Genomic DNA, 24,419 nt, shown 5'->3' on the forward strand with positions numbered 1-24,419 from the left:
ACCTCATGGCAAAGTATAATTTATGCCCGTACTCCCCTAAGGGCCAGCGGCAGTGTGCCATAAATGGACGCTATGCATCGTGCAAGCCCCGAGTCGATACGGTTTGTTGCCATATATCAGCCGTCGTTAGTGGCATGATGACCCGCGTCATGATGTCATCCACACCCTGTTTCCTTATCACTACAACAGTCATTTATGGTTGTTTAGATTGGCAATTCAGCTACGCAGGCAATGACTGCATATGTAACGATATTCAGAATGAACCGCGGCCAGTTTGGATTATCTTTTAATTCAGACAGCAATTCCTATGATTAAACGGTTAGAGAAAAGGTGATATATTATAAGGGTGATTACCTCCCTTTAAATTAAATGTGACTAATATGTATGTCTTTCTCTAAGTGCTTATGTCTTCTTGTGAATCGACTTTCAATATACTTATGAGATGCAATAGCAATAATAGTAGTTATTGTTGCTGACACGAACATGCTGGAGTAGAAAGTGATGTTAAATGTGTTTATTATTATCTGCTGCACTGGGAATGCGTAAATGTAAACTCCGTAGGAAATGTCAAATTTATTGTGGATTATTTTTTCATTAAAGATAGTGCCAATCATAACTGTTATTAGTGATACGCAAAGTAGACCGATTATTTGAATTTCTGGTTTTCCAGAAGCTGCTACTAGCATCAAGGCAGCAATTGCTAAAAAATTAAATCTATAATTCCACCATGCGGATCTTGTCATGGATAATAAGGCTCCGGTAGAAAACGGTATCATGAACAAAGCTAAAAATTTAAATGGTACCGCATAATAGGCATACAATTCAGCCTGGTAATTTATAGCAATTGTTGCAATGATAGCAATTAATAAAAGAATGGATGGTGATTTCCATGAGTTACTAATGGAAAGGAAGAATCCAATAATTATATAACAAACAAATTCTATCGGCAGCGTCCATAGACTTCCATTTATAATATCTTTGTATTTAAAATTAGAGAAGACGCCATGTATTTGTTCTTGTATAAAGACGGAGTTTCGTAAGGTTTTCACCAATGCATCTCCTGATGAAATATAATCAGATGGTGATGCAGTGTTAAAGAAAAAGCCAATGCCAAAGTACATTACAAATGAACACACGATAAGCCCTGGAAATATTCTATTACATCTCTTTTTCATAAACGCTAAGAAGTTACTTGAACCACTGAAACTTCTAGGCATCAAGTAACCTGATATAGTGAAAAATATAGCAACAGCAATTGAGCCCAAAGTCTCCCATTTTAGAAAAATTGGCTCATGCAAACCCGAAAGAATAAAGTGATGAGAAAATAAAACCATGTAAGCAGCAACATGGCGTATTAGGTCAAAAGAGTTATTTCTCTCATTCATGCGTTTCTACTCTGAGAACATTTTTACAAAAGGAATAATGCCATTTTAACATAGAGTTTCGTTTTAAGTGGAAGCTAAATATTAAAAAAATCTCAATAATGTGAAACAATATACTTATGAACCTTCCTCAGGCAGTTTTTTTGTTGGATGCTTAAGGTGTAATGGGAGGTTAAGTGGCAAAAATTTAGCGTAGAACAATTCAAAACCACGCCAGGAAGCGATTCACCCTGTGTAAAATCATTGCTATTAATCGTACATCGTCTTTCTGCGGGCTCAGTTTTAAATGGGAGCCGTTGCGGGATAACTCTTAGCGTACTTTCATTAAAAATTTACACAACGCGTAATCCCTTCATCAATAAAGTCCTTTAATCTCTCCAGCTCACATCAGTGAAAGTCAGCGTGGCTGGTTCGCTTGATCTGCTCTTCAATAAAAAATACTGTATATAAATACAGTTTAATTGAAGGGGGGATCATGCCGCGGCGCAGTGACATCATCATCGCATTCAAGTGCGCTATCAAATTCGACCCTGAGCGCGGGCAGATTATTTCCACGCGAGACTTTGTGTCCGAGCTTAATAAGCTCAATCACTTTTGGTCGCTCAGGCAGGCCAACGAGTGGATTACTTATTACCGAGGCTCATTCCGCGACTACACCGATCATGAAGGTGAAGACAAAGACTACTTTTTGATGAACATGGGATACGTGAGGTAAATATGGGATTTCCTTCTCCGGCAGCTGATTACACTGAACGGCGACTCAACATTAATGATTTCTGCAATATAAGCGCAAACAGAATAATCATGGAAACGTGTTCGGGGTTTGTAGTGGTAGACAAGTCATTGCCGTGCACCCAGGGCTCTACCATTCTGATTCATGCAGACGGGCGTAGTGAACTTGCAAAGGTGATGGGGGGCCGCTGATAACGGAAGATGGTGAAACGATAGAGGGTTAGGCTCTTGAGGATGTGACGGTCAGAGGGCGGGTTACGTTTTACATAAACCGGGTGGATGAAAATGATGTTCCGGTGTGACCAAGCATTAACTCCGGCATCAATCCAGTCCGCCCACCACTGCATCATTATTGATGGTGCGTACCAAATTGCGTACCAAATATATAGTTATAGTTTTTAGTTTCAGTCGTGGCGCGGGTTTGATGGGGTTGTTTCATAATCATGAAAGAGGAAGGTAGGTTGTTGCGTTGACTTTTCCACGGTTTACTCCCGCCCTTGAGTGTTTTTTAACATACTGTTACTAAACTGAAATACCACTAAAACTCTCTCCATGTGTCTATCTTCGTTGTCTGATACGGCTGCTGCCATGGTAAACCATTAATAAGGTGCCTGCATCACCAAGCCAAGCATTCAATATCCGCATGGAATCATCTGTATTTATAATTTTTTGCAATTTAATAGCGAAAAGAGTCACAAATTCCAGTAAAACGGGCGGCTGAAAATATTGTTACTGAGGATATATCGTTGAAGATCCGTCTGTTTGCTGTCTGTTCACTCCTGTCAATTACTGCTCACTCCGCATTTGCCGACGACACTTTCATTAATGCACCACCACAGCCACAAATCCAGGCCGGGTCGTGGGTATTGATGGATTACACCACCGGGCAAATACTGGCTGCGCAAAATGAGCATGTGCGACGCAACCCGGCGAGCCTCACCAAGCTGATGACGGGCTATGTGGTTGATCGCGCCATTGATAGCGGGCGTATTTCGGCAAACGATATTGTCACCGTGGGTAAAGATGCCTGGGCAAAAGGCAATCCGGTTTTTGAAGGTTCATCGCTAATGTTTCTAAAAGCGGGTGACAAACTATCAGTTCATGACCTGAGCCGTGGTTTGATCATTGACTCCGGTAACGATGCCTGTGTCGCGTTAGCTGATTACGTCGCTGGCGGGCAGCCACAGTTTGTGGCGATGATGAATAAATACGTGCAGCAACTCAATTTGCGCGATACCCATTTTGAAACGGTGCACGGCCTTGATGCGCCAGGCCAACACAGCTCCGCCTACGATCTTGCGATACTTTCACGCGCTATTATCCATGGTGAACCTGAATTTTATCATATGTACAGAGAACGTAGCCTCACCTGGAACGGCATCACCCAACAGAACCGTAATGGTTTGTTGTGGGATAAAGGGCTCAATGTTGATGGTCTTAAAACGGGCCATACCGCAAGCGCTGGCTTTAATCTTATCGCTTCAAGTGTAGATGGGCAGCGCCGTTTAATTGCCGTTGTAATGGGCGCTGAAAGCCCGAAAGGGCGCGAAGATCAAGCGCGTAAATTACTGCACTGGGGCCAGGATAATTTCGATACTGTGCAGGTTTTGCACAAAGGGCGAAAAATTGGAACAGAAACGATTTGGTATGGCGATAAAAAGATTGTAGAAGTCGGCACCAATCAAGATGTATTTATGGCGTTGCCAAAATCGGAAGTCCCTAACATTAAAGCCAAATATGTTCTCGATAGCCAGGATATGGAAGCACCCATTGCAGCAAATCAACACGTCGGTGAAATTGAACTCTTTGATCGCGATAAGCTCATTGCACATTGGCCATTGGTGACGCTGGGTAGCGTCAAAAAGGGCAGTGCATGGTCACGATTTAGCGATTATCTAAGCCACAAACTGTAATTCATGTTGTGAGTTCGAAGCGGGTCGACGGTCAAAGTCGGCCCGTTTTTTTTACCTGTACTAAAATCAACAGGCGAAAGATATGCGAATAGCGATCTTGCTCGCAAAGTAACCACATCACCCTGGCAAAGGATTGTCTCCCTGCAATAGTGTGGTGTATAAATATACAGTATTTCTAGCCGAGTCAGGAGGTCATATGGAATTTAACTTACAACAAGTTCGTGAGCGGAAAGTAGCGGGTTTTCATATGGTGGGGCCGTGGGAACAAACAGTTCATCAGGGGTTTGAACAGCTCTCCTTATGGGTAAAATCGCATAAAATTGTCGGCGAAGAGTGGCTGGCGGTTTATTACGACAACCCCGACGTTGTGCCTGCGGAAAAACTACGTTGCGACACGGTCGTCTCCGTTGCTGAAAACTTTACCGTGCCGGAAAACAGTGAAGGCGTCATCGTTACCCGCATCGAAGGTGGGCAATATGCTGTTGCTCGTGCCCGCGTTGACGACGGCGATTTTGCGAAGCCGTGGAACCTGTTTTTTGATAGTCTGCTGGCGGATGAACGTTACCAGATAACCGGGAAACCGTGCTTCGAGCATTATTTGAATGATGGTTCAGAAAGCGGTGTGTGGGAAGTAGATATGTTTATTTCGGTTGCCAGTAAAAGCTAATAACAATTCTATAAATTGCAATAAATAAATCACAGCCTGAATTGATCTACACCAAACACCCGGAAAGCAGCTTTTCGGGTGTTTGTGATTACTCTGGTACAATCACGCTTTTGTGTTCAGGAGAGCCGGGAGTGCGACCCGACAAATCACTAAGCCCCTTTGAGCTGCGCGTTTATCGTAAATACCGTACTGTGCACGGTATTCGCATCGCCCTTGCTTTTGTTCTTACCTTTCTGATTGTTCATCTTCTGAAAGTTCCGGAAGGTACATGGCCATTAATCACACTCGTGGTTGTGATGGGGCCAATCTCCTTCTGGGGCAATGTAGTACCTCGCGCTTTTGAGCGTATCGGCGGCACCATTTGTGGTGCCACTATGGGGCTTATTGCCCTGCGGCTTGAACTCTTTTCTTTGCCACTGATGTTAGTGTGGTGCGCTGTAGCGATGTTTATTTGCGGCTACCTGGCGCTGGGTAAACATCCGTATCAGGCTCTGCTGATTGGCATCACCCTTGCGGTAGTCGTTGGCGCGCCAGCCGGTGATATGGAAATTGCAATGTGGCGTAGTGGCGATGTTATCTTTGGTTCACTGTTGGCGATGTTGTTCACCAGCATTTACCCACAACGGGCGTTTATCCACTGGCGTATTCAAATGGCGAATTTCGTCACGTCCTTTGGTCGAGTTTATAACGCCGGTTTTTCGCCTAACCTGTTAGAACGTCCGCGCCTGGAAAAGCACTTGCATCAAGTGCTGAACGATGTAGTGAGAATGCGTGCGCTAATCGGGCCGAGCAGCAAAGAAACTCACATTCAGAAATCTATTTTTGAAGCGATACAAACGGTTAGCCGTAACATGGTATGTACGCTTGAGTTGCAAATCAATGCTTACTGGGCATCAAGAGAAAGCCACTTCCTGATGATTAATGCGCATACCTTGCGCGATACGCAGCAGATGACGCAGCGCACCCTTGGCGCTATAGCGTTGGCACTTCGTGATGGCAACCCATCACCGATTTCCGCAAATAACGAGAAACTGACCGAAATTGTCAGCGAGCTGCGTCAGTTGATGCAAGATGGGCAAAACGGGAAACTTCAGGAAACGCCGATTCATGGCTATGTATGGCTTAGCCTTGAGCTTGCCCGCCAATTAGAATTGCTGTCACAGTTGATCTGTCGCGCGTTACGTAAATAATTGCGTAACCTGATGCGAATTGCTGGTTTCGATTCAGCATCAATTGAGGTTAAGATAGCGGAAGATACTAATCGCCAGCAGCCGCCTCTACCATTAAGGTAATCTTATGGCGGATGCTTTAACGAATCCGAGTATGAAATTAGCAGGGGTATAAAAATGGAACCAACCAAACCTTCTTTCCAGGACGTGCTTGAATTTGTTCGTCTGTTTCGTCGTAAAAACAAACTGCAACGTGAAATCCAGGACGTTCAGAAAAAGATCCGTGATAACTCAAAACGCGTTCTGTTGCTTGATAACCTGAGCGACTACATTAAGCCAGGCATGAGCATCGAGGCTATCCAGGGCATCATCGCCAGCATGAAAACTGACTATGAAGACCGTGTTGATGACTACATCATCAAGAATGCTGAACTGTCCAAAGAGCGTCGTGAAATTTCCAAAAAGCTCAAAGTAATGGGCGAAATCAAGCCCGAATAATATAGCCGTCATTCTTCGAGCTGCAAGGGGGGCTGGCTACATTCAATTACCGCATACCTGCAACTCGAATTATTTAGGGTAGAGGCAAATTATTCTGAAAAACCGCCGACCAGGCGGTTTTTTTTCGCCCAGAGTTAGCGCACACCGCCTTCAATCATCGTCACCAGATGCTGTTTTGGGTAATGTACATCAATGGCTAGCTTCTTTATCTGCCAGACTACTTTCTGATAATCATGTTTGCTGCTATCAAGCATCAATCCCACCACACTGCCGCTATGCGCCACGTTCAGTCCGTATAAATCAAACTTTTCAACCAGGCATAACAGCTCGTTAAACATCGGTTTTTCTAAAAGCTGCTGGCTGGCTACTGAGCTCAGCGTAGCGGCCTCAGCTAATAACCGAACATCTTGTTGTTCGCAACTGCGTTGTAGGCGAAGCCAGGCGTTATCGAGAACCTCTGCACTGCTGATCAACGTGGGTTCTCGATTGCGGCGATGATAATCCTCGGTCAACAGCGTGGTGTTACCTTCCAGCAGGAGCAGTTCCAGTGCGGGTACCATCGGGCAGGCAATCTGAACCTGAGCGTTAAGATGATCGAATAATGTGAGCTTGCGAAAAACGGTGCTGTCCGTTGGCTCTATTTGCACACATAAAGTAGCAAGCGTAGGTTCATCTAGCTCTTGACCCAAATGACGCGCAGTCGCAACTGCGGTGGCGGCAATATCAGCGGTGCTACTCGCCAGCCCCTTACCAACTGGAATCGTTGATTCCAGCGAAATGCTGAGACTGTTTGCGAACGAAGCCGGGTGGCCAAAATGAGCGACGACTCGCTCCAGCATCTGGCGCATGCGTGGGCGTTCGTCGTATGACATAGCGCTTTCACACACGTTAACGGTGCTAAACCAGTCTATCGGGCATGACACCAGCTTCTCGCCGCCGTCAATCCATCCCTGAATGAATTCGCCGCATGATGCCGGGCAGCGTGCTTCAGCCATAATATTGGCAACCCTCCATTCTGATTTTGTATTGCAAGCGCGGGATAATAGCACAGCGGTTTGCGACAGCCATTACAACTCAAGACCTAAAAAATCAGTAAAAATTGTTATAGCGCAACACTCAGTATCTATTAGCTTTTACACTGTATTGGTTTTTATATATTCATTTAGCCGATGAATTTAAAAATTTATCGACAACTGACTCGTTCATGCCACGTGAATAAACGTGGCTGGGAAGGGGGTGACAATCCCCCGCAGCCCCCGCTGCTGTGATGCCGACGAACCCGCGTAACCACTGATCTCAAGATTGGGAAGGGCGGGTAAGAATGACGCTAAGCCAGAAGACCGACCTGTCAGCCAATCCTTAACAACTCCTTCGGTGGGAAGCCAGTTGTCATCAGATGCGTGCAGCCTCAGGGGTGCGCACGCGTGCGCTGACAGCCTCTCTTTGCCGAATTTTATAAGGCAACTATGGCAAGGGCTGCGAAACACGCATTCGTCATTGCAGGAACCAGCAGCGGCTGCGGTAAAACAACCGTTACGCTAGGATTGCTCCGCGCCCTAATGCAGCGCGGTCTGCGCGTTCAACCTTTCAAAATCGGCCCTGATTACCTCGACAGCGGCTGGCACAGCGCGGTTACCGGCATTGCTTCCCGTAATCTCGACGCGTTTATGCTGCCCACTCAAACCCTCAATGGTCTGTTTGCAAAACAGATGCAACATGCGGATATCGCGGTAATTGAAGGCGTGATGGGGCTGTACGATGGTTATGGAACTGACCCAAATTATTGCAGCAGCGCTGCAATGGCAAAACAGCTCGGCTGCCCGGTGATTTTGCTGGTGGATGGCAAAGCTGTGTCCACCTCCATCGCTGCTACAGTAATGGGTTTCCAGCGATTTGACCCGACGCTAAACATCGCGGGTGTGATTCTCAATCGAGTTAACAGCGACAGCCATTATCAATTGCTTGCCGATGCCATCACGCGTTATTGCGGGCTGCCGGTTCTGGGCCGCGTGCCAGCAATGGCGGATGTGGCTTTGCCCTCACGCCATCTTGGGCTGGTCCCGGCGCAAGAGCAGACACCGAAGGATGAACGTTGGACACTTCTCGCGCAACAGATTGAGAAAACGGTCAACATCGATCAGCTGCTGTCTTTATCTCACCTGAATTCACTACCCGAAGGTGACGCGCCAACACCTCCTGATGCCGCTTTAGCTGATGGGCTAACGCTGGCACTCGCTGAAGACGAAGCCTTCAATTTTTACTATCCGGATAACCTCGAAATGCTTGAACACGCCGGGGTGAAAATCCAGCGTTTCAGCCCTCTGCATGACGAAAAACTCCCTGATTGCCAGATGATCTGGCTGGGCGGGGGGTATCCCGAAGTCCATGCCGCAAAACTCGCCGCGAACGTTCGGATGCGCGACTCCTTGCGCAAAGCCCATCAACAACACATCCCGCTGTATGCCGAATGCGGTGGGTTGATGTATTTGGGGGAGTCTCTTACCGATGGTGAAAGTGAAACTCACGCAATGTGTGGCGTGCTGCCAGGTCACAGCGAAATGGGTAAACGGTTGACGCGCTTTGGTTATTGCGAGGCAACAGCTTTGCACGACACATTGCTTGCCAGAAAAGGCGAAACACTGCGTGGTCACGAATTTCACTACTCGGATTTCAGCAGCCCATTACCTGCCGCTTTCGACTGTTGTAAATGGCGAGATAGTGTCGCCGTTTCGCGTTGGCAGGGTGGTGTTCAGCACCAGGCGACCTTTGCCAGCTATCTGCATGTGCATTTCGCTCAACGCCCAGATTTGCTTAATCACTGGTTAACACTTGCGAGGGGAAACCTATGACATTGCTTGCCTGGGGCGTTGCGTGGTTGTTGGATTACTGGCTTGGCGACCCGCCACATTGGCCACATCCGGTGCGCTGGATTGGCAATCTCATCACCGTTACGCAGCGCGTAGTGCGTCGGTTTTGCAAAAGCGACCGTGCTCTAAAAATCGGCGGCGGTGTGTTATGGCTGGTAGTGGTTGGGGCAACTTGGGGTGTCAGTTGGGGGATATTGCATGTCGCAAGTCTCGTGCATCCGTGGCTCGGATGGTTGGTCGAAGTGTGGATGATTTATACCGTCCTTGCAGCGCGCTGCCTGAGTGATGCGGCACTGGAGGTTTATCGTGCACTGAAAGAGGGAACGCTCGCCGAAAGCCGCGAGAAACTATCATGGATTGTTGGGCGTGATACCTCCCAACTGGAACGCCCGCAAATCACCCGCGCGGTAGTCGAAACCGTGGCTGAAAACAGCGTCGATGGCGTGATTGCACCACTCTTCTTCTTGTTAATAGGCGGTGCCCCGTTGGCAATGGCCTACAAAGCTATCAATACCCTCGATTCGATGGTCGGTTACAAAACTGAAAAATACCGCGCTATTGGCTATGTCAGTGCACGCCTGGACGACGCTGCTAACTTTATTCCCGCCCGTCTGAGCTGGCTATTGTTAAGCATTTCAGCCTGGTTTCTCGGAGCTAATCCGCGCAAGGCATTGCTTGTCGGCTGGCGCGACCGCCATCAGCACAGTAGCCCAAATTGTGCGTGGTCTGAAGCGACGGTCGCGGGTGCGCTGGGTATCCGCCTCGGCGGGCCAAATAACTATTTTGGCGAACGGGTAGAAAAACCCTGGATGGGGGATGAGCAGCGCGGCATCGCCCTTGAAGACATCACTCGCACCATTCAACTGATGATGTTGGCCTCGCTGTTTGCTCTGCTGCTGTTCGCCGCACTGCGCTGGCTGGCGCTTGGTATAGCTTAAGGACACCCGATGAATTACTTGCAACAACCACAGCTTATTGAGCAACACAGCTTTGAAATCATCAGCGAGATTATTGCCGCTGAGCACCCAGAATACCGTTTTAACGATGCCATTCAGGAAGCGATGATCAAGCGCGTTATCCATACCACTGCCGATTTTGAGTGGCTGGATATTCTGTGGTTTTCGCCGGATGTCATCGAACAGCTAAGCCAAAGCTTGCAGCGTGGATGCACTTTGTACACCGATACCACTATGGCGTTATCGGGGATTAATAAAACGCTACTGGCACAATTTGGTTGTAGCTGTCGTTGTTTTATCAGCGACCCGCGTGTGGTCGCCCATGCCAAAGAGCAGAGCATTACCCGTTCTATGGCCGCGGTAGATCTCGCGCTGGAAGAAGAGGGCGAGAAGGTTTTCGTCTTTGGCAACGCACCTACCGCACTGTTTCGATTGCTGGAAAAAGGCGCTCAACCGGCAGCCGTTATCGGTGTGCCGGTAGGGTTTGTTGGTGCTGAAGAATCCAAAGAAGCGTTGGTTGAAAGCGGCTTGCCTGCGATTGCTGCGCGTGGACGTAAAGGCGGTAGCAATGTGGCTGCTGCCATCGTCAATGCTCTACTTTACCGCTTGCGGGAGGTAGCGTGAGCGAGCAACACGCCGACTGCGTCTGGCATAAAGGCAAGGCGTACCGTAAAGGTTACACCACCGGTTCGTGTGCCACTGCTGCGGCAAAAGTTGCAGCGTTGATGGTTTTGCGCCAAAACGTGATTGACCAGGTTTCAATTGTGACGCCGTCCGGTGTCACGCTGCACCTCAATGTTGAAATGCCAATTATTGAAGGGCAGCAGGCAACTGCGGCGATTCGTAAAGACGGCGGTGATGACGTTGATGCTACGCACGGCATGCTTATTTTCGCCCGCGTGCAGCTGAACGACAGCGGCATTATCCGGCTTCATGGTGGTACGGGTGTTGGTGTCGTGACGCGCAAAGGCATTGGTTTACCGATGGGTGAATCTGCAATTAACCGCACGCCACGTCAGACCATTGAGGCCGCAGTACGTGAAGTTATCGGCACTGACCGTGGCGCTGAAATTGAAATTTTTGCACCGGAAGGTGAGGCGCGGGCAAAGAAAACTTATAACCATCGCCTCGGTATCTTGGGCGGTATTTCTATTATTGGCACCACCGGAATTGTGATGCCAATGTCTGAAGAAAGCTGGAAGCGCTCGCTCGCACTTGAGCTGGAAATGAAGCGTGCCGCCGGGCTGGATAAAGTGATTCTGGTGCCTGGCAACCACGGCGAACGTTTTGTACGCGAACAGCTGCAACTGGATAGCGAATGCGTAGTGACGATGAGCAATTTCGTCGGCTACATGATTCAGGAAGCGGTGCGGCTGGAATATCGCCATATCGTTCTGATTGGTCACCCAGGCAAGCTGGTAAAAGTTGCCGCCGGAATTTTCCACACTCACAGCCACATTGCTGATGGGCGCATGGAAACACTGGTCGCTCATCTGGCATTAATGGGTGCACCGTTTGCGCTACTGGAAGCCGTAAGCCAGTGCGACACCACCGAGGCCGCGCTTGAGATCATCACCGAACAGGGCTGGCTTGGCGTATTCGAGCGCCTGGCCTGCCGCATCTGCGAACGAGTCGACGAAATGCTGCGCTTTACCCAATCCCCACCAAAATGCGACGCCATTTTATTCTCGTTTGATAACCAGATTTTAGGCAGCAGCCGCCCCGTGGTTGATATTGCGCAGGCATTGCGATGCTAACCGTAGTAGGCATTGGCCCGGGTGACACGGAATACCTGACCTTTCAGGCACGTAGCGCGATTGATAGCGCTGACATTCTGGTCGGTGGAGCTCGCCAGTTGGCACTTTTTGCTGAATTTAGTGGTGAAACACGTCTGCTGGACGCTGATCTTGACGGCTTAATCCTCTGGCTTCATGAGCGTATCAATCAGCGCGTGGTGGTGCTGGCTTCCGGTGACCCGCTGGTTTACGGCATCGGTAAACGCCTGGTAGCAAACTTCACGCCAGAACAGCTGTGCATTATTCCTGGCATTAGCTCGATTCAATACCTGTGCGCGAAAGCGGCGGTCGATATGAACGACTTATGGATAACCAGCAGTCATGGACGTGAACCGGATTTTCAAGCGATTGCCGCGCACCAAAAAGTGGCAATGGTGACAGACAAAAACATCGGGCCATATGCCATCGCCCAGGCGTTGCTGGCTCGAGGCCTAAATTCAACGCTTATTATTGGCGAGAATCTCTCGTCTGCAGATGAACGAATCCATTGCCTGCGTGCTGCTGATGTGGCGCGAAGCTACGCGATGAACGTGGTGGTTATCCTCAATGAAAGATGAGTTTTTTTTACGTGGCGCACGCGTGCCGATGACCAAAGAAGTAGTACGCACTCAGGCACTGGAGCGTTTGCAGCTCCAGAACGCGCAGCGATTTATCGACATTGGTGCTGGCACCGGCAGCGTGTCGCTTGAAGCGGCAATGCGCTATCCGCAATTGCAGGTGATGGCGATTGAACGCAATCCAGACGCGCTAGCGCTAATGGCTGAAAACCGTGAGCTGTTTGCCTGCCCGAACGTTGAGATTATCAGTGGATACGCACCGATAGGGCTGACCGTGTTGGCCGATGCGGTATTCATCGGCGGTAGCGGCGGGCTGTTAACCGAACTCATCGACTGGTCGTTGGCACATTTGCATCCAGGCGGGCGTCTGGTCATGACCTTTATCCTGCTTGAAAACTTAACCTGCGCGTTAACCCACCTTGAGCAGTGCGCAATCCGCGATTTTGACTGTCTGCAACTGCAAGTGGCAAACCTCGCAACGCTTGGCAGTGGGCACTACTTCAAACCGAACAATCCCACCTATCTGATTTCTTGCCTCAAGGAAGGAAGCGATGACTAAAATTTTTGATACCCGCAAAGTCTGGTTCGTCGGCGCAGGCCCTGGCGACAAAGAGCTGATAACCCTGAAGGGCTATCGCATCTTGCAGCAGGCAGAAGTGGTGATTTATGCCGGTTCACTCATCAACCCTGAGCTGCTGGATTACTGCCAGGCGGGGGCTGAATGCCACGACAGCGCCGGGCTAAACCTTGAGCAAATTATTGAGCTGATGGAAAACGCAATCAAAGCGGGCAAGTTGGTGGTGCGCCTACAAACCGGTGATCTTTCGTTGTATGGCTCAATTCGCGAACAGGGTGAGATGCTCACTAAACTCGGAATTGGCTACGTGTCCGTACCGGGCGTAAGCGCATTTTTGGGAGCCGCCGCGCAACTTGGCGTGGAATATACCGTACCGGAAGTGTCACAGAGCCTGATCATTACGCGCATCGAAGGCCGCACGCCAATGCCGCCGCTCGAACAGCTTGAATCGTTCGCCAGACACCAAACCTCGATGGCTATTTTTCTTTCGGTGCAGCGTATTCATCGCGTGGCGGAGCGTCTGATTGAAGGGGGATACCCTGCGGACACGCCTGTTGCGGTGGTCTACAAAGCCACCTGGTCTGATTGCCAGGAATTACGTGGCACGCTTACGGATATCGCAGAAAAAGTGCGTGAAGCGGGGATCCGTAAAACAGCGCTGATCATGGTTGGGGCATTTCTTGGCGAGGAGTATCACTACTCCAAACTCTACGACGCAGGATTCAGCCATGAATACCGCAAGGCCTGAGTCGATTGCTCTGTTTTGCCTGACCCCCGGCGGTGTTGCGCTAGCACAACGGCTGCGCAGCAAATTACCACTGACCTGTTTTACCAGTGAAAAGCTGCTGCAACCGGGGTTTATTCCCTTCGGTGGCAGCTTCGCACAAACCGTAGAACAGGCGTTTAGCCAGTATTCTGCGCTGGTGTTTATCGCCGCGACTGGAATTGTGGTGCGCGTGATTGCGCCGCTAGTGTGTGACAAGTTGCAAGACCCGGCAATCGTGGTAATGGATGAGCGCGCAGAGCATGTTATCAGCCTGCTTTCGGGGCATATGGGCGGTGCCAATGCGCTAACTCGCCATCTTGCCGAGCTGTTAAATGCCGATCCCGTGATAACTACCGCAACCGACGTAAACCAACTGGCGGCACTTGATACGCTGGCGGCAAAACTTAACGCGACTACGCTGGATTTTCGCCAGACGGTGAAAACTATTAACCAAATGCTGGTAAGCCAGCAGCGCGTTGGGTTGTGGTGGGACCGTGATTTTGCACAAAACGCTGAGTGTTACGACACTCGCGGTTTTGTCCCTATCGATAATCTCGCGGTACTGCCAGAGCTTGATGCGTTGGTATGCGTGACGTTGCGTGCAGAATTGCCGCCGCAAAACATCCCACTTTATAAGCTGGTGCCTAAACGCGTGGTCGCCGGAATAGGCTGTCGCCGCGATACCTCGCCACAAACAGTGGCTACGCTTCTGAGTCAGCAACTGGCGGAGAATAATTTTGACTCGCTGGCGCTCAGTGCAATAGGCAGCGTGACCCTCAAACAAGATGAACCTGCGTTACTTGAACTGGTACTGCGTCATCAAATCCCGTTCAAACTTTTTGACGTTGACCAACTTGCCCAACACGAGCAGCGATTTCCGTCGTCGGAATTTGTGCGCCTGACCGTGGGCGTTGGCAGTGTGTCGCAACCGGCTGCGTGGCTGATGAGCAACGGGAATCTGGTTGGCAACACCCTGCGTGAGCAAGGCGTAACAATAACTTTAGGAGTTTCAGACAAATGTTAACGGTAATTGGCATTGGCCCTGGTAGCGAAGCCATGATGACTCAGGAAGCCATTGCTGCCCTGCAAGAAGCTGAAATTGTCGTCGGTTATAAAACCTATACCCATCTGGTGAAGCCATTAACGGGCGACAAACAGGTGATCAAAACCGGTATGTGCAAAGAGATTGAACGCTGCCAAACCGCTATTGAACTGGCACAGGCCGGGCATAAAGTGGCGCTAATCAGCAGTGGCGATGCCGGGATTTACGGTATGGCAGGTCTGGTGCTGGAACTGGTCACCAGCCAGCAACTGGATATTGAAGTGCGCCTGGTTGCTGGCATCACTGCCAGTATCGCCGCCGCATCATTACTGGGTGCGCCACTGATGCACGATTTCTGCCATATCAGCCTTAGCGATTTGTTAACGCCGTGGCCGGTTATCGAAAAACGCATTATTGCGGCGGCGTCGGCTGATTTTGTTATCTGCTTCTACAACCCGCGCAGCCGTGGCCGTGAAGGGCATCTGGCGCGTGCATTCGAATTAATGAGCGAATTTACCCACCCGCAAACGCCTGTTGGCGTGGTGAAAGCTGCCGGGCGTAAAAAAGAACAAAAATGGCTGACCACTTTTGATGAGATGGACTTTGAGCCGGTCGATATGACGAGCCTGGTGATTGTCGGTAACAAGACGACTTTTGTGCGCGACGGTTTAATGATTACTCCACGAGGCTATGAGCTGTGAGTGAGCCGCAAGTGCTGGTGTTTGGTGGAACCAGTGATGCGCGATTTATCTGCCAAATTCTCGATGAGCAGCGCATTTCATACACCTTGTCGGTGGCGACCGCGGTGGGGGAGGCGCTTGCGGGCAACATCAACGGCAAGATCCGTGTCGGGCGTATCGACAGCGATGAAATTGCTGACTGGTTGGTGAGTAATGCAGTGCGGTGGGTGATTGACGCCTCGCATCCGTATGCCGAGCTCCTGAGTCGCAATATTACCCACGCCTGCAAATATGCGGACGTGACACTCAGCCGTTACCAGCGCCGCAGCGAGCTTAACGATTTGGAACACCCGTTGCTGCATAAAGTTCCCAGCCTGCCAGCCGCATGTGCGGTGGCCCGGAATTACGGCCCACGCGTGTTGCTGACCACAGGCAGTAAAGAGCTGGCGGCGTATCAACAAGGTTTGCCTGGTAAAACTCTGCTAGTGCGCGTGTTGCCGACCTGCGAAGTGATTGCTGAGTGCGAAGCGTTGGGGCTGGGCGTGGACAATATTATTGCGTTGCGCGGCCCGTTTAGCGCCGATTTCAACGCCACAATGTACGCCTGGTGCTCGCCCGACGTGGTGATAACCAAAGAGTCCGGTGCGGAAGGCGGCTATCTCGATAAGGTCAATCCCGCGCTTGAGCAAAGTATCCCGTGTGTCGTTGTGACGCGCCCGCAAGCGCAGGTTTTTGGCCCTGAACTGCTTCAAAGCCGTGAAGACGTTAATCACCGTGTAGCACGTTGGCTGCAAGAGAGGAAATAATGAAAAAAGCCCTGTTAGTTATCAGTTTTGGCACCAGTTACCACGATACCTGTACCAAAAACATTGTTGCTTGCGAAGATCAACTCGCCAGCACTTTTGCTGACCGCGACCTGTTCCGCGCTTTTACCTCCGGTATGATTATTCGCAAGTTAAAAAGCCGCGATAATCTGGACATAGACTCACCTGCGCAAGCCTTGCTTCGCCTGGCCAGGCTGGGTTATCAGGACGTGGCGGTGCAATCGCTGCACGTAATAAACGGTGATGAATACGAAAAAATTGCCCGTGAAGTACAGGCGCACAGCCATCTTTTCCAGCGCCTGGTTTTGGGTAATGCGTTACTGAGTGATTTCAATGACTACGAGCTGCTGCTCAGTGCGTTGCAAAGCCAGATGCCACCACTGGAGCCCGACGAACGTGTTGTGTTCATGGGCCACGGTGCCAGCCATCATGCGTTTTCCGCTTATGCCTGTCTTGACCATCTCATGGCGGCACGCCAAATTCCGGCACGCGTTGGCGCGGTTGAGAGTTATCCGGAAATTGACCAAATCCTGAGTGGCTTGCTGCGAGAAAAGGTGTGCAAAGTCCATTTGATGCCGCTGATGTTGGTGGCGGGTGACCATGCGATTAATGACATGGCGTCTGACGAAGAAGGCTCATGGAAAGCGCAGTTGCATGAAGCGGGTATCGACGCACAGCCCTGGTTACAAGGTTTGGGTGAAAACCCGCAAATTCGCGCCATGTTCGTTAACCATTTACAGCGTGCCCTGGAAAAATCAAATGCTGAGGTAACAGTATGAGCGGCCGTTTGTATGCCCTTGGCACCGGCCCTGGTGCCAGTGATCTGATCACCGTTCGTGCGGCACGTATTATTGGCAAGCTGGATGTGCTGTTTGCACCGGCAGGCCGCAAAGGCGGTGATAGCCTGGCGCTTTCGATTGTGCGCGAATACCTCAACGACACCACCGAAGTGCGTACTTGCCACTTCCCAATGAGTGCGGATAACGACGAAAAAGCGCAGGTATGGGATGAAACTGCTGCCGCTTTGCAGCACGAAGTGGAGCAGGGCAAGCAGGTCGGTTTTATCACGCTGGGCGATTCAATGTTATTCAGCACCTGGGTGTTTTTGCTGGCGCGGATTGGCAACCCGGAGTGGCTGGAAATCGTCCCTGGCGTCACCTCTTTTGCCGCCATTGCCTCACGTGCACAACTACCTCTGGCTATGGAGCAGCAGTCGCTGGCGGTGATGTCTTGCACTGCTTCGCATCATGCCCTGACTGAGGCCTTACGTTCGCATGACTGTGTGGTGTTGATGAAAGTCTACGGGCGTTTCGCACAGATCAAGGCCCTGCTCCAACATCTCGGGCTTATCGGCCACGCGCTATTAATGGCGGAAGCAACATTACCAGGTGAGCAGTGCTGGCGTCATCTTGATGAGGTACCAGATGATCAAAAACTGCCCTATTTCTCGACCATTTTAGTTAACAAACAGTGGAGTCATCGAGGTTAAATCATGGAGAAATTACTTAAAAAACTCTCGTTAAGTGGGTTGGGCATGGGGATGTTGTTGCTCATCGTGCCGCAAGAAGCCTTTGCTATGCACATCATGGAAGGTTTCCTGCCGCCAATGTGGGCGCTGGCGTGGTGGATTTTGTTCCTGCCATGTTTGTATGTCGGACTGGTGCGTTTGCGCCAAATCGTTGCGCACGATAGCAACCAAAAAGTACTGCTGGCGTTATGCGGTGCGTTTATTTTTGTTCTCTCGGCGCTAAAAATCCCGTCGGTGACTGGAAGCTGCTCGCACCCAACGGGTGTTGGGCTGGCGGTAATTCTGTTTGGGCCGGGTGTGGTGGCAGTTTTGGGTGCAATCGTGCTGTTGTTCCAGGCGTTGTTACTGGCGCATGGTGGGCTGACCACGTTAGGTGCAAACGGCATGTCGATGGCGGTGATTGGCCCGATTGTGGGTTATCTGGTCTGGAAACTGGCGTGTAAAGCAGGTTTTCGCCGTGACGTTGGCGTGTTCTTGTGCGCGATGATTGCTGACCTGACGACCTATTTTGTCACCTCGTTACAGCTTGGTGTGGCATTCCCCGACCCACACTTTGGTATTACCGGTTCTTCGATGAAATTCATGGGCATTTTCTGCCTGACGCAAATCCCGATTGCGATTGCCGAAGGACTGCTGACGGTAATGATTTACGACCAGCTTACGAAGCGACAACTGCTTCCTGCCAGGAGCCAATAACATGAAAAAGACCCTGATTTTGCTCTCCCTGGTGGTGGGATTGATGATTGTGCCTTTCTTTATTCCTCATGGCGGCGACTATGGCGGTTCCGACGATCAGGCTGAGGGCCAGATCCTTGCAGTCGCGCCAGATTACAAACCCTGGTTCCAGCCACTTTATGAACCTGCCAGCGGTGAAATTGAGAGCCTGTTGTTTACCCTGCAGGGTTCAATGGGTACGGCGGTGATTTTCTATATTTTGGGCTTCTACCGGGGCCGACGCGAAGACCATGCTGGGGATTGATAAACTCAGTTACCAAAGCCGCTGGTGTCGTGTTTCACCGCTGCGTAAATTCGCATTGTATCTGACGATGATGGTCCTGGCATTTGTGCTTCCCTCTTGGGGGCAGGCGCTTTTGCTGCTGATTATTGCGATTTTCACCTGCTGGTTGTTGCGCGTTGGCCCATTGCGTTATCTGCAATGGCTGGCGGTGCCGCTGGGTTTTCTGCTGGTAGGTGTCGTGACGATTATCTTTAGTGCCGCACACCAGGCTGAATCCTTGTTGTGGAGTGTGCCGATCGGCTCATTTTATGTAGGCATTGATGCTCAAGGGATGGCGATGGCGAATCAAACCCTCTGGCGCAGCCTTGCTGCACTGGCCGCAACCTACTGGCTGGTGCTGAATCTGCCATTTCCACAATTGATTATCCTGCTGCAACGCGCAAGGGTGCCACGTTTGCTGACTGAACAAATCCTGCTCACCTGGCGTTTTATTTTTATCCTGTTAGATGAAGCGCAGGCCATTCACCGTGCTCAGTCATTGCGTTTCGGTTATCGTACGTTGCCGGGCGGATACCGCTCGTTGGCCATGTTGATTAGCATGCTGTTTTCACGCGTGCTGCTTCGTTATCAACAAATGGTCACGACGCTGGACGTCAAACTTTACCAGGGTGATTTCCACCTGTGAGAACCGCACCGATGCTTACTACGCAAAATTTATCTTTTCGCTATCAGGATGAGACGGTTCTGCACGACTTAACCTTCGATTTTGGACGTTATCCGGTGACGGGCATTGTCGGTGAGAATGGTTGCGGGAAATCCACCCTGTTTATGAATCTGAACGGTGTTTTGCGCCCGCAGCAGGGTGCTGTGTTGTGGCAGGGCAAACCGCTAAATTACAGCAAAGCTGGACTTATCGAACATCGTCAGCGCGTCACCACCGTATTCCAGGATCCGGAACAACAAATTTTCTATACCGATATTGATAGCGATATCGCCTTTAGTTTGCGTAACCTGGGTGTCGATGAAGCCGATATTAGCCGCCGCGTAGAGCGCGCCGTTCACCTTGTGGACGCACAATCTTTTCGCCATAAACCGATTCAATATCTCAGCCACGGGCAAAAGAAACGTGTGGCGATTGCTGGTGCTCTGGTGATGGAAGCCGACTACTTATTGCTGGATGAACCGACCGCAGGGCTTGATCCTTCTGGGCGGCAGCAAATGATTGAAATCATTGCCCGAATAGCTGCGCACGGTAAGCATGTGGTTATCTCAAGCCACGATATTGATTTGATTTATGAAGTCTGCGACGGCGTGTATGTGCTCAATGGCGGAAAAATTATGGCGGCGGGTGAGCCTGGTGAGGTATTTAGCCAGGCCGAAATGCTGCGTGAAGCTGGGCTGGTACAGCCGTGGCTGGTCAAACTGCATAGCGAACTTGGGTTCCCGCTGTGCAAAACCGAAACCCAACTGTTCGACACTTTGCGCATTTCAAAGGAGGCATGATGAGTCTTGCAATAATGGTCCAGGGCACTGCTTCAGATGTTGGCAAAAGTATGCTGGTGGCGGGCCTTTGCCGTATTTTTGCCCAGGACGGGCACCGCACCGCACCGTTTAAATCGCAAAACATGGCGCTCAACTCTGGTATTACGCCAGATGGCAAAGAGATGGGCAGGGCGCAAATCTTCCAGGCTGAAGCCGCAGGTATTGCCCCTGATGTGCGTATGAATCCGGTGCTGCTCAAGCCAACCAGCGACTGCAAAGCGCAAGTAGTATTGATGGGCAAAGTCGCCACCAATATGGATGCTGTCACTTACCACAACTACAAACCACAGCTGAAAACACAAATCCGCGAGGTTTACCAAAGCCTTGCGGCAGAGCATGACGTGATGGTGCTCGAAGGTGCTGGCAGCCCGGCAGAAATCAACTTGCGTGACCGCGATATCGTCAATATGGGTATGGCAGAGCTGGCAGAATGTCCGGTGATTCTGGTGGCAGATATTGACCGTGGCGGCGTATTCGCGGCGATTTACGGCACTATTGCGCTGCTTCTTGAGCATGAAAAGTGGCGGGTTAAAGGCGTCATCATCAATAAATTTCGCGGTGATGTAGCGCTGCTTTACTCCGGTATCGAACAAATTGAAGCGTTAACAGGTGTACCGGTATTAGGTGTGATGCCGTGGTTGAATGTCGATCTTGAAGATGAAGACAGCGTGGTGCTGCAACGCGGAAAATACGACGAGGCTACCCCGAAAGAGCTGGATATCGCGGTGCTGAAATTACCGTATATGTCGAACTTCACCGATTTTAATGCGCTGGCAGCACAACCCGATGTGCGCCTGCGCTATGTCAGCAAACCTGATGAGCTGGCAAACAGTGACCTGGTAATTGTGCCAGGCAGTAAAAATACCCTTGGTGATTTGCACTGGCTGCGGGAAAACGGACTCGAACAGGCGCTGCTGGCGCACCATAGCAATGATGGCGTTGTGCTGGGGATTTGCGGCGGTTATCAGATGCTCGGACAGCATATTTACGACGAAGTGGAGTCGGGGCTTGGCGAAATGCCAGGTATTGGCTTGCTGGATGTTGTCACCCGTTTTGCTAACGAAAAAACCACAACACGTGTGGCAGGCCATGTTCAGGCGCAACTTGCTGGCGTTTTTGCCGCGTGCTCATCCACCACTTTGCAGGGTTATGAAATCCATATGGGTGAAACGCAGCGGGGTGAAAATACCTCACCGTTTGCCATCTTTACGGAGTGCAATACTCAGCCTTATCATAATGTTGATGGTGCAATCAGTGAAGAGGGGCGGGTGCTGGGCACTTATCTGCATGGCCTGTTTGATAGCGCTGAATTTACCCGCGGGCTGCTGGATAGCTTACGCCAACGCAAAGGGCTGAACGTCTGGGAAGGCGAAGTATTTGACTATCAAAACCATAAAAACCAGCAGTTCGATATTCTGGCTGACGCGATGCGTGAACACATTGATATCAAAAGGATTTACCAGATTATGCATGAACATCAGGAGCAACCGGCATGAAATTAGTCACGGGTGGCGCCCGCAGTGGTAAAAGCTGCCATGCGGAACGGCTGGCGGCAAACTTTGATCGCGTGTTGTATATCGCCACCTCGAAAATCTTTGACGATGAAATGGCGACGCGTGTTCAACACCACCGCGATAGCCGCCCATCGCACTGGCGAACCGTGGAACAGTATCGCGAATTAAACACGGTGATTAATGAGCAAAACGATGCCCAGGGAGCGGTGCTGCTGGAATGTATTACCACGCTGATTACCAACGTGATGTACGACGTGGCAGGCCGCCTGCCAGAAGATGACTGGGATTTTGTTGAGATTGAACAGGGGGTTAATCAGCAAATCGACATCTTGCTTGCGGCGTGTGCCGCAAGTCCTTCAGAAGTGATTCTGGTAACTAACGAAGTAGGCATGGGCATTGTGCCGGAAAACCGCCTGGCGCGGCATTTTCGTGATATAGCCGGGCGAGTGAACCAGCGCCTGGCGCAGAGTGCCGATGAAGTATGGCTAGTTGTTTCAGGTATTGGAGTAAAAATTAAATGATTTTCCGTTTGTTCTTTGCCACCTTGCAGTTTATGAGCCGCATTCCGGTGCCTGGGCGCTGGGCGCTGGGCATCGAAACTAATCAGTATGTGCGGGGTATCGTCACCTTCCCGTTTGTTGGCCTGGTGCTGGGGGCGCTTGCGGGCGTGGTGTTTACGCTGCTGCAACCTTGGGTTGGATTGCCGCTCGCCGCTATGGGTTATGTGCTGGCGCTTGCGCTGCTGACCGGTGGTTTTCATCTTGATGGCCTGGCAGATACCTGCGACGGTATTTTCTCGGCGCGTGCCCGTGACCGTATGCTAGAAATCATGCGTGACAGCCGTCTCGGTACACACGGCGGGCTGGCGCTTATTTTTGTGATTGTGATGAAAGTGCTGGTGGTGAGTGAACTGGCATTGCGCGGCGGTAACATGCTGGCGGTATTGGCTGCGGCTTCCGTCGCCGGACGCACCGCGAGCGTGTTGCTGATGTACCGCCATCAATATGCCCGTGAAAAAGGGTTGGGCAATCTGTTCATCGGCAAAGTGACGGGCACCCAAACGTTGCTGACCCTCGCCGGAGGGGCGGTGTTATGCGCCATTCTGTTGTCTGGCGCGGGGCTTTTGGCATTGGTTGTGACACTGCTTGCCATATTTGGCCTGGCGTGGGCGCTACGCCGTACGCTCGGCGGGCAAACGGGTGACACCTTGGGTGCTGCAATCGAATTAGGTGAAGTTGTTTTCCTGCTGGCACTGTTGCGATAACTCGCCCTGAACTGATTTTTATAACGTTTATGAGAATAAAAAATGCAAACACTACACTCTTTATTGGCAAAGATTTCACCGCTTGATAGCGAAGCAATGGCACATGCGCAAAAACACATTGATGGCTTGCTAAAACCGCTCGGCAGTCTCGGGCGCCTGGAAGCGTTAGCGGTGCAACTGGCGGGAATGCCAGGGATGAAGAACGGCCTGAATACCAAACGCAAAGCCATTCTCGTGATGTGTGCCGATCACGGTGTTTACGCGGAAGGTGTGGCGATTTCCCCGCAAATTGTTACTGCTATTCAGGCGATGAACATGACGCGCCACAACACTGGCGTGTGCGTTCTGGGTGCGACCGTGGGCGCAGATATTCATGTAGTTGATGTCGGTATCGACAGCGATGCACTGCCAGGTGTGCTGGATATGAAAGTGGCGCGCGGCAGTGGCAACATTGCACAAGGCCCGGCGATGAGCCGCGAACAAGCAGAAGATTTATTGCTGGCAACCATGAAACTCACCATGGAAAAAGCAGCTGAAGGTGTCACGTTATTTGGCGTGGGTGAGTTGGGTATGGCGAACACGACGCCTGCGGCAGCGATGGTCAGCGTACTAACTGATAGCTCTCCTGATGATGTTGTAGGTATGGGGGCAAATTTCCCGGGCGACAAAATGCACCACAAAATTGCGGTAGTACGCAAAGCCATCGCAACCAATCAGCCGGATGCCACTGACGGTATTGACGTACTGGCGAAAGTAGGTGGTTTTGACCTGGTGGGCATGACGGGCGTAATGCTAGGGGCAGCAGCAGCCGGGCTTCCTGTCGTTCTGGATGGTTTCTTGTCGTATGCCTCAGCACTCGCAGCCTGCCAGATTGCACCAGGCGTGCGTGATTATTTAGTCCCGTCGCATTTGTCGGCTGAAAAAGGTGCGGTGATTGCGATGAATAAGCTGGGGCTTGAACCGTATTTGCAGATGGGTATGCGTTTAGGCGAAGGCAGTGGTGCGGCACTGGCGATGCATTTAGTCGATGCGGCGTGCGCGATGCACAATGAGATGGGGTCGTTGGCGGACAGCAATATCGTATTGCCGGGCTAGAGATTCAGAGTAGAAAAGGTGGATGTCGCTTACGCTAATCCACCCAATAGCCGCTTTCTTAGGCCGGATTAGCGTAAGCGACATCCGGCACT

Annotated in this window: 27 protein-coding genes and 1 riboswitch; of the genes, 25 read left to right on the top strand and 2 right to left on the bottom strand. The window is 50.7% G+C overall.

The window, feature by feature from the left end; translation table 11 throughout:
• Window positions 1-365: 365 nt before the first annotated feature.
• Window positions 366-1,385 (bottom strand): acyltransferase, encoded by a 1,020-nt coding sequence (locus tag FH968_RS16400; protein WP_139881471.1) that lies wholly within the window; start codon window positions 1,383-1,385, stop codon window positions 366-368.
• Window positions 1,386-1,857: 472 nt separating this feature from the next.
• On the opposite strand from FH968_RS16400, the gene FH968_RS16405 reads away from it, so the two are divergent.
• The 5 genes from FH968_RS16405 (at window position 1,858) to FH968_RS16430 (ending at window position 6,361) form a co-directional block, all read left to right on the top strand.
• Window positions 1,858-2,097: a DNA polymerase V gene (locus FH968_RS16405; protein WP_139881473.1), complete on the top strand. Its 240-nt coding sequence runs from the start codon at window positions 1,858-1,860 to the stop codon at window positions 2,095-2,097.
• Window positions 2,098-2,860: 763 nt separating this feature from the next.
• Complete coding sequence (gene dacD / locus FH968_RS16415; protein WP_139881475.1) at window positions 2,861-4,027, top strand: serine-type D-Ala-D-Ala carboxypeptidase DacD; 1,167 nt, start codon at window positions 2,861-2,863, stop codon at window positions 4,025-4,027.
• A 196-nt stretch (window positions 4,028-4,223) separates the two neighbouring features.
• Window positions 4,224-4,694 (top strand): DNA gyrase inhibitor SbmC, encoded by a 471-nt coding sequence (gene sbmC, locus FH968_RS16420; protein ID WP_139881477.1) that lies wholly within the window; start codon window positions 4,224-4,226, stop codon window positions 4,692-4,694.
• A gap of 131 nt (window positions 4,695-4,825) precedes the next feature.
• Entirely contained in the window at window positions 4,826-5,884 is a 1,059-nt protein-coding gene (locus tag FH968_RS16425) for an FUSC family protein (RefSeq protein ID WP_139881479.1), read from the top strand.
• Window positions 5,885-6,040: 156 nt separating this feature from the next.
• The gene (locus FH968_RS16430) at window positions 6,041-6,361 is read left to right on the top strand and encodes a DUF496 family protein (RefSeq protein ID WP_064512128.1); all 321 of its coding nucleotides are present in this window, start codon (window positions 6,041-6,043) and stop codon (window positions 6,359-6,361) included.
• A gap of 134 nt (window positions 6,362-6,495) precedes the next feature.
• Here the strand turns inward: FH968_RS16430 and FH968_RS16435 are convergent, their stop codons facing one another.
• Entirely contained in the window at window positions 6,496-7,356 is an 861-nt protein-coding gene (locus tag FH968_RS16435; protein WP_139881481.1) for a GHMP kinase, read from the bottom strand.
• Window positions 7,357-7,542: 186 nt separating this feature from the next.
• Window positions 7,543-7,725, top strand: a riboswitch (cobalamin riboswitch).
• A gap of 102 nt (window positions 7,726-7,827) precedes the next feature.
• On the opposite strand from FH968_RS16435, the gene FH968_RS16440 reads away from it, so the two are divergent.
• From FH968_RS16440 to cobT, 20 genes are read left to right on the top strand one after another with little or no spacing between them, the layout of a single operon-like run.
• A complete protein-coding gene (locus tag FH968_RS16440) occupies window positions 7,828-9,210 on the top strand; it encodes a cobyrinate a,c-diamide synthase (RefSeq protein ID WP_139881483.1) in 1,383 nt (460 codons plus the stop codon).
• Window positions 9,207-10,166, top strand: coding sequence for an adenosylcobinamide-phosphate synthase CbiB (cbiB, locus tag FH968_RS16445; protein ID WP_139881485.1), 960 nt, complete (start codon window positions 9,207-9,209; stop codon window positions 10,164-10,166). Before FH968_RS16440 ends, cbiB begins: the two co-directional genes overlap by 4 nt.
• A 9-nt stretch (window positions 10,167-10,175) precedes the next feature.
• Window positions 10,176-10,808: a cobalt-precorrin-8 methylmutase gene (locus tag FH968_RS16450; protein WP_139881487.1), complete on the top strand. Its 633-nt coding sequence runs from the start codon at window positions 10,176-10,178 to the stop codon at window positions 10,806-10,808.
• Window positions 10,805-11,941, top strand: a complete 1,137-nt coding sequence (gene cbiD / locus FH968_RS16455; RefSeq protein ID WP_139881489.1) for a cobalt-precorrin-5B (C(1))-methyltransferase CbiD — start codon at window positions 10,805-10,807, stop codon at window positions 11,939-11,941. Before FH968_RS16450 ends, cbiD begins: the two co-directional genes overlap by 4 nt.
• A complete protein-coding gene (locus FH968_RS16460) occupies window positions 11,935-12,537 on the top strand; it encodes a cobalt-precorrin-7 (C(5))-methyltransferase (RefSeq protein ID WP_139881492.1) in 603 nt (200 codons plus the stop codon). Before cbiD ends, FH968_RS16460 begins: the two co-directional genes overlap by 7 nt.
• Window positions 12,527-13,096, top strand: a complete 570-nt coding sequence (locus FH968_RS16465; protein ID WP_139881494.1) for a decarboxylating cobalt-precorrin-6B (C(15))-methyltransferase — start codon at window positions 12,527-12,529, stop codon at window positions 13,094-13,096. Before FH968_RS16460 ends, FH968_RS16465 begins: the two co-directional genes overlap by 11 nt.
• Entirely contained in the window at window positions 13,089-13,862 is a 774-nt protein-coding gene (locus tag FH968_RS16470) for a cobalt-precorrin-4 methyltransferase (protein WP_139881496.1), read from the top strand. The genes FH968_RS16465 and FH968_RS16470 overlap by 8 nt, the downstream gene beginning before the upstream one ends.
• The gene (gene cbiG, locus FH968_RS16475) at window positions 13,843-14,904 is read left to right on the top strand and encodes a cobalt-precorrin 5A hydrolase (protein ID WP_139881498.1); all 1,062 of its coding nucleotides are present in this window, start codon (window positions 13,843-13,845) and stop codon (window positions 14,902-14,904) included. The genes FH968_RS16470 and cbiG overlap by 20 nt, the downstream gene beginning before the upstream one ends.
• Window positions 14,898-15,623: a precorrin-3B C(17)-methyltransferase gene (locus tag FH968_RS16480; RefSeq protein WP_139881500.1), complete on the top strand. Its 726-nt coding sequence runs from the start codon at window positions 14,898-14,900 to the stop codon at window positions 15,621-15,623. The genes cbiG and FH968_RS16480 overlap by 7 nt, the downstream gene beginning before the upstream one ends.
• On the top strand, window positions 15,620-16,408 hold the full coding sequence (locus tag FH968_RS16485; protein ID WP_139881502.1) for a cobalt-precorrin-6A reductase: 789 nt from the start codon (window positions 15,620-15,622) through the stop codon (window positions 16,406-16,408). The genes FH968_RS16480 and FH968_RS16485 overlap by 4 nt, the downstream gene beginning before the upstream one ends.
• Window positions 16,408-17,205 (top strand): sirohydrochlorin cobaltochelatase, encoded by a 798-nt coding sequence (locus FH968_RS16490; RefSeq protein WP_139881505.1) that lies wholly within the window; start codon window positions 16,408-16,410, stop codon window positions 17,203-17,205. The genes FH968_RS16485 and FH968_RS16490 overlap by 1 nt, the downstream gene beginning before the upstream one ends.
• A complete protein-coding gene (locus tag FH968_RS16495) occupies window positions 17,202-17,915 on the top strand; it encodes a cobalt-factor II C(20)-methyltransferase (RefSeq protein ID WP_139881507.1) in 714 nt (237 codons plus the stop codon). The genes FH968_RS16490 and FH968_RS16495 overlap by 4 nt, the downstream gene beginning before the upstream one ends.
• Window positions 17,916-17,918: 3 nt before the next feature.
• A complete protein-coding gene (gene cbiM, locus FH968_RS16500) occupies window positions 17,919-18,650 on the top strand; it encodes a cobalt ECF transporter S component CbiM (RefSeq protein ID WP_139881509.1) in 732 nt (243 codons plus the stop codon).
• A 1-nt stretch (window position 18,651) separates the two neighbouring features.
• A complete protein-coding gene (locus FH968_RS16505; protein WP_139881511.1) occupies window positions 18,652-18,933 on the top strand; it encodes an energy-coupling factor ABC transporter substrate-binding protein in 282 nt (93 codons plus the stop codon).
• A complete protein-coding gene (locus tag FH968_RS16510; protein ID WP_139881513.1) occupies window positions 18,920-19,597 on the top strand; it encodes an energy-coupling factor ABC transporter transmembrane protein in 678 nt (225 codons plus the stop codon). Before FH968_RS16505 ends, FH968_RS16510 begins: the two co-directional genes overlap by 14 nt.
• Window positions 19,598-19,608: 11 nt before the next feature.
• The gene (locus FH968_RS16515; RefSeq protein WP_139881516.1) at window positions 19,609-20,415 is read left to right on the top strand and encodes an ATP-binding cassette domain-containing protein; all 807 of its coding nucleotides are present in this window, start codon (window positions 19,609-19,611) and stop codon (window positions 20,413-20,415) included.
• Entirely contained in the window at window positions 20,415-21,950 is a 1,536-nt protein-coding gene (locus FH968_RS16520; protein ID WP_139881518.1) for a cobyric acid synthase, read from the top strand. The genes FH968_RS16515 and FH968_RS16520 overlap by 1 nt, the downstream gene beginning before the upstream one ends.
• Window positions 21,947-22,489, top strand: a complete 543-nt coding sequence (cobU, locus tag FH968_RS16525; RefSeq protein WP_139881521.1) for a bifunctional adenosylcobinamide kinase/adenosylcobinamide-phosphate guanylyltransferase — start codon at window positions 21,947-21,949, stop codon at window positions 22,487-22,489. Before FH968_RS16520 ends, cobU begins: the two co-directional genes overlap by 4 nt.
• Window positions 22,486-23,232 carry an adenosylcobinamide-GDP ribazoletransferase gene (gene cobS, locus FH968_RS16530; RefSeq protein ID WP_223271329.1) on the top strand — a complete coding sequence of 249 codons (747 nt, stop codon included), beginning with the start codon at window positions 22,486-22,488 and terminating at the stop codon, window positions 23,230-23,232. Before cobU ends, cobS begins: the two co-directional genes overlap by 4 nt.
• 42 nt (window positions 23,233-23,274) lie before the next feature.
• Complete coding sequence (cobT, locus tag FH968_RS16535; protein ID WP_139881523.1) at window positions 23,275-24,327, top strand: nicotinate-nucleotide--dimethylbenzimidazole phosphoribosyltransferase; 1,053 nt, start codon at window positions 23,275-23,277, stop codon at window positions 24,325-24,327.
• Window positions 24,328-24,419: the final 92 nt, after the last annotated feature.

This window comes from Buttiauxella sp. B2 (genome assembly GCF_006376615.1).
Classification (GTDB): domain Bacteria; phylum Pseudomonadota; class Gammaproteobacteria; order Enterobacterales; family Enterobacteriaceae; genus Buttiauxella.

What these genes read in the sequence shown, in the direction of transcription:
- sbmC (WP_139881477.1), top strand. Translation starts at nt 4,224, where the DNA reads ATGGAATTTAACTTACAACAAGTTCGTGAGCGGAAAGTAGCGGGTTTT.
- FH968_RS16470 (WP_139881496.1), top strand. Translation starts at nt 13,089, where the DNA reads ATGACTAAAATTTTTGATACCCGCAAAGTCTGGTTCGTCGGCGCAGGC.
- FH968_RS16515 (WP_139881516.1), top strand. Translation starts at nt 19,609, where the DNA reads ATGCTTACTACGCAAAATTTATCTTTTCGCTATCAGGATGAGACGGTT.
- FH968_RS16465 (WP_139881494.1), top strand. Translation starts at nt 12,527, where the DNA reads ATGAAAGATGAGTTTTTTTTACGTGGCGCACGCGTGCCGATGACCAAA.
- FH968_RS16490 (WP_139881505.1), top strand. Translation starts at nt 16,408, where the DNA reads ATGAAAAAAGCCCTGTTAGTTATCAGTTTTGGCACCAGTTACCACGAT.
- FH968_RS16505 (WP_139881511.1), top strand. Translation starts at nt 18,652, where the DNA reads ATGAAAAAGACCCTGATTTTGCTCTCCCTGGTGGTGGGATTGATGATT.
- FH968_RS16400 (WP_139881471.1), bottom strand. Translation starts at nt 1,385, where the DNA reads ATGAATGAGAGAAATAACTCTTTTGACCTAATACGCCATGTTGCTGCT.
- cbiM (WP_139881509.1), top strand. Translation starts at nt 17,919, where the DNA reads ATGGAGAAATTACTTAAAAAACTCTCGTTAAGTGGGTTGGGCATGGGG.
- FH968_RS16460 (WP_139881492.1), top strand. Translation starts at nt 11,935, where the DNA reads ATGCTAACCGTAGTAGGCATTGGCCCGGGTGACACGGAATACCTGACC.
- cobS (WP_223271329.1), top strand. Translation starts at nt 22,486, where the DNA reads ATGATTTTCCGTTTGTTCTTTGCCACCTTGCAGTTTATGAGCCGCATT.
- FH968_RS16435 (WP_139881481.1), bottom strand. Translation starts at nt 7,356, where the DNA reads ATGGCTGAAGCACGCTGCCCGGCATCATGCGGCGAATTCATTCAGGGA.
- cobU (WP_139881521.1), top strand. Translation starts at nt 21,947, where the DNA reads ATGAAATTAGTCACGGGTGGCGCCCGCAGTGGTAAAAGCTGCCATGCG.
- FH968_RS16430 (WP_064512128.1), top strand. Translation starts at nt 6,041, where the DNA reads ATGGAACCAACCAAACCTTCTTTCCAGGACGTGCTTGAATTTGTTCGT.
- FH968_RS16520 (WP_139881518.1), top strand. Translation starts at nt 20,415, where the DNA reads ATGAGTCTTGCAATAATGGTCCAGGGCACTGCTTCAGATGTTGGCAAA.
- FH968_RS16495 (WP_139881507.1), top strand. Translation starts at nt 17,202, where the DNA reads ATGAGCGGCCGTTTGTATGCCCTTGGCACCGGCCCTGGTGCCAGTGAT.
- FH968_RS16405 (WP_139881473.1), top strand. Translation starts at nt 1,858, where the DNA reads ATGCCGCGGCGCAGTGACATCATCATCGCATTCAAGTGCGCTATCAAA.
- FH968_RS16510 (WP_139881513.1), top strand. Translation starts at nt 18,920, where the DNA reads ATGCTGGGGATTGATAAACTCAGTTACCAAAGCCGCTGGTGTCGTGTT.
- cbiG (WP_139881498.1), top strand. Translation starts at nt 13,843, where the DNA reads ATGAATACCGCAAGGCCTGAGTCGATTGCTCTGTTTTGCCTGACCCCC.
- cbiB (WP_139881485.1), top strand. Translation starts at nt 9,207, where the DNA reads ATGACATTGCTTGCCTGGGGCGTTGCGTGGTTGTTGGATTACTGGCTT.
- FH968_RS16480 (WP_139881500.1), top strand. Translation starts at nt 14,898, where the DNA reads ATGTTAACGGTAATTGGCATTGGCCCTGGTAGCGAAGCCATGATGACT.
- cobT (WP_139881523.1), top strand. Translation starts at nt 23,275, where the DNA reads ATGCAAACACTACACTCTTTATTGGCAAAGATTTCACCGCTTGATAGC.
- FH968_RS16440 (WP_139881483.1), top strand. Translation starts at nt 7,828, where the DNA reads ATGGCAAGGGCTGCGAAACACGCATTCGTCATTGCAGGAACCAGCAGC.
- FH968_RS16450 (WP_139881487.1), top strand. Translation starts at nt 10,176, where the DNA reads ATGAATTACTTGCAACAACCACAGCTTATTGAGCAACACAGCTTTGAA.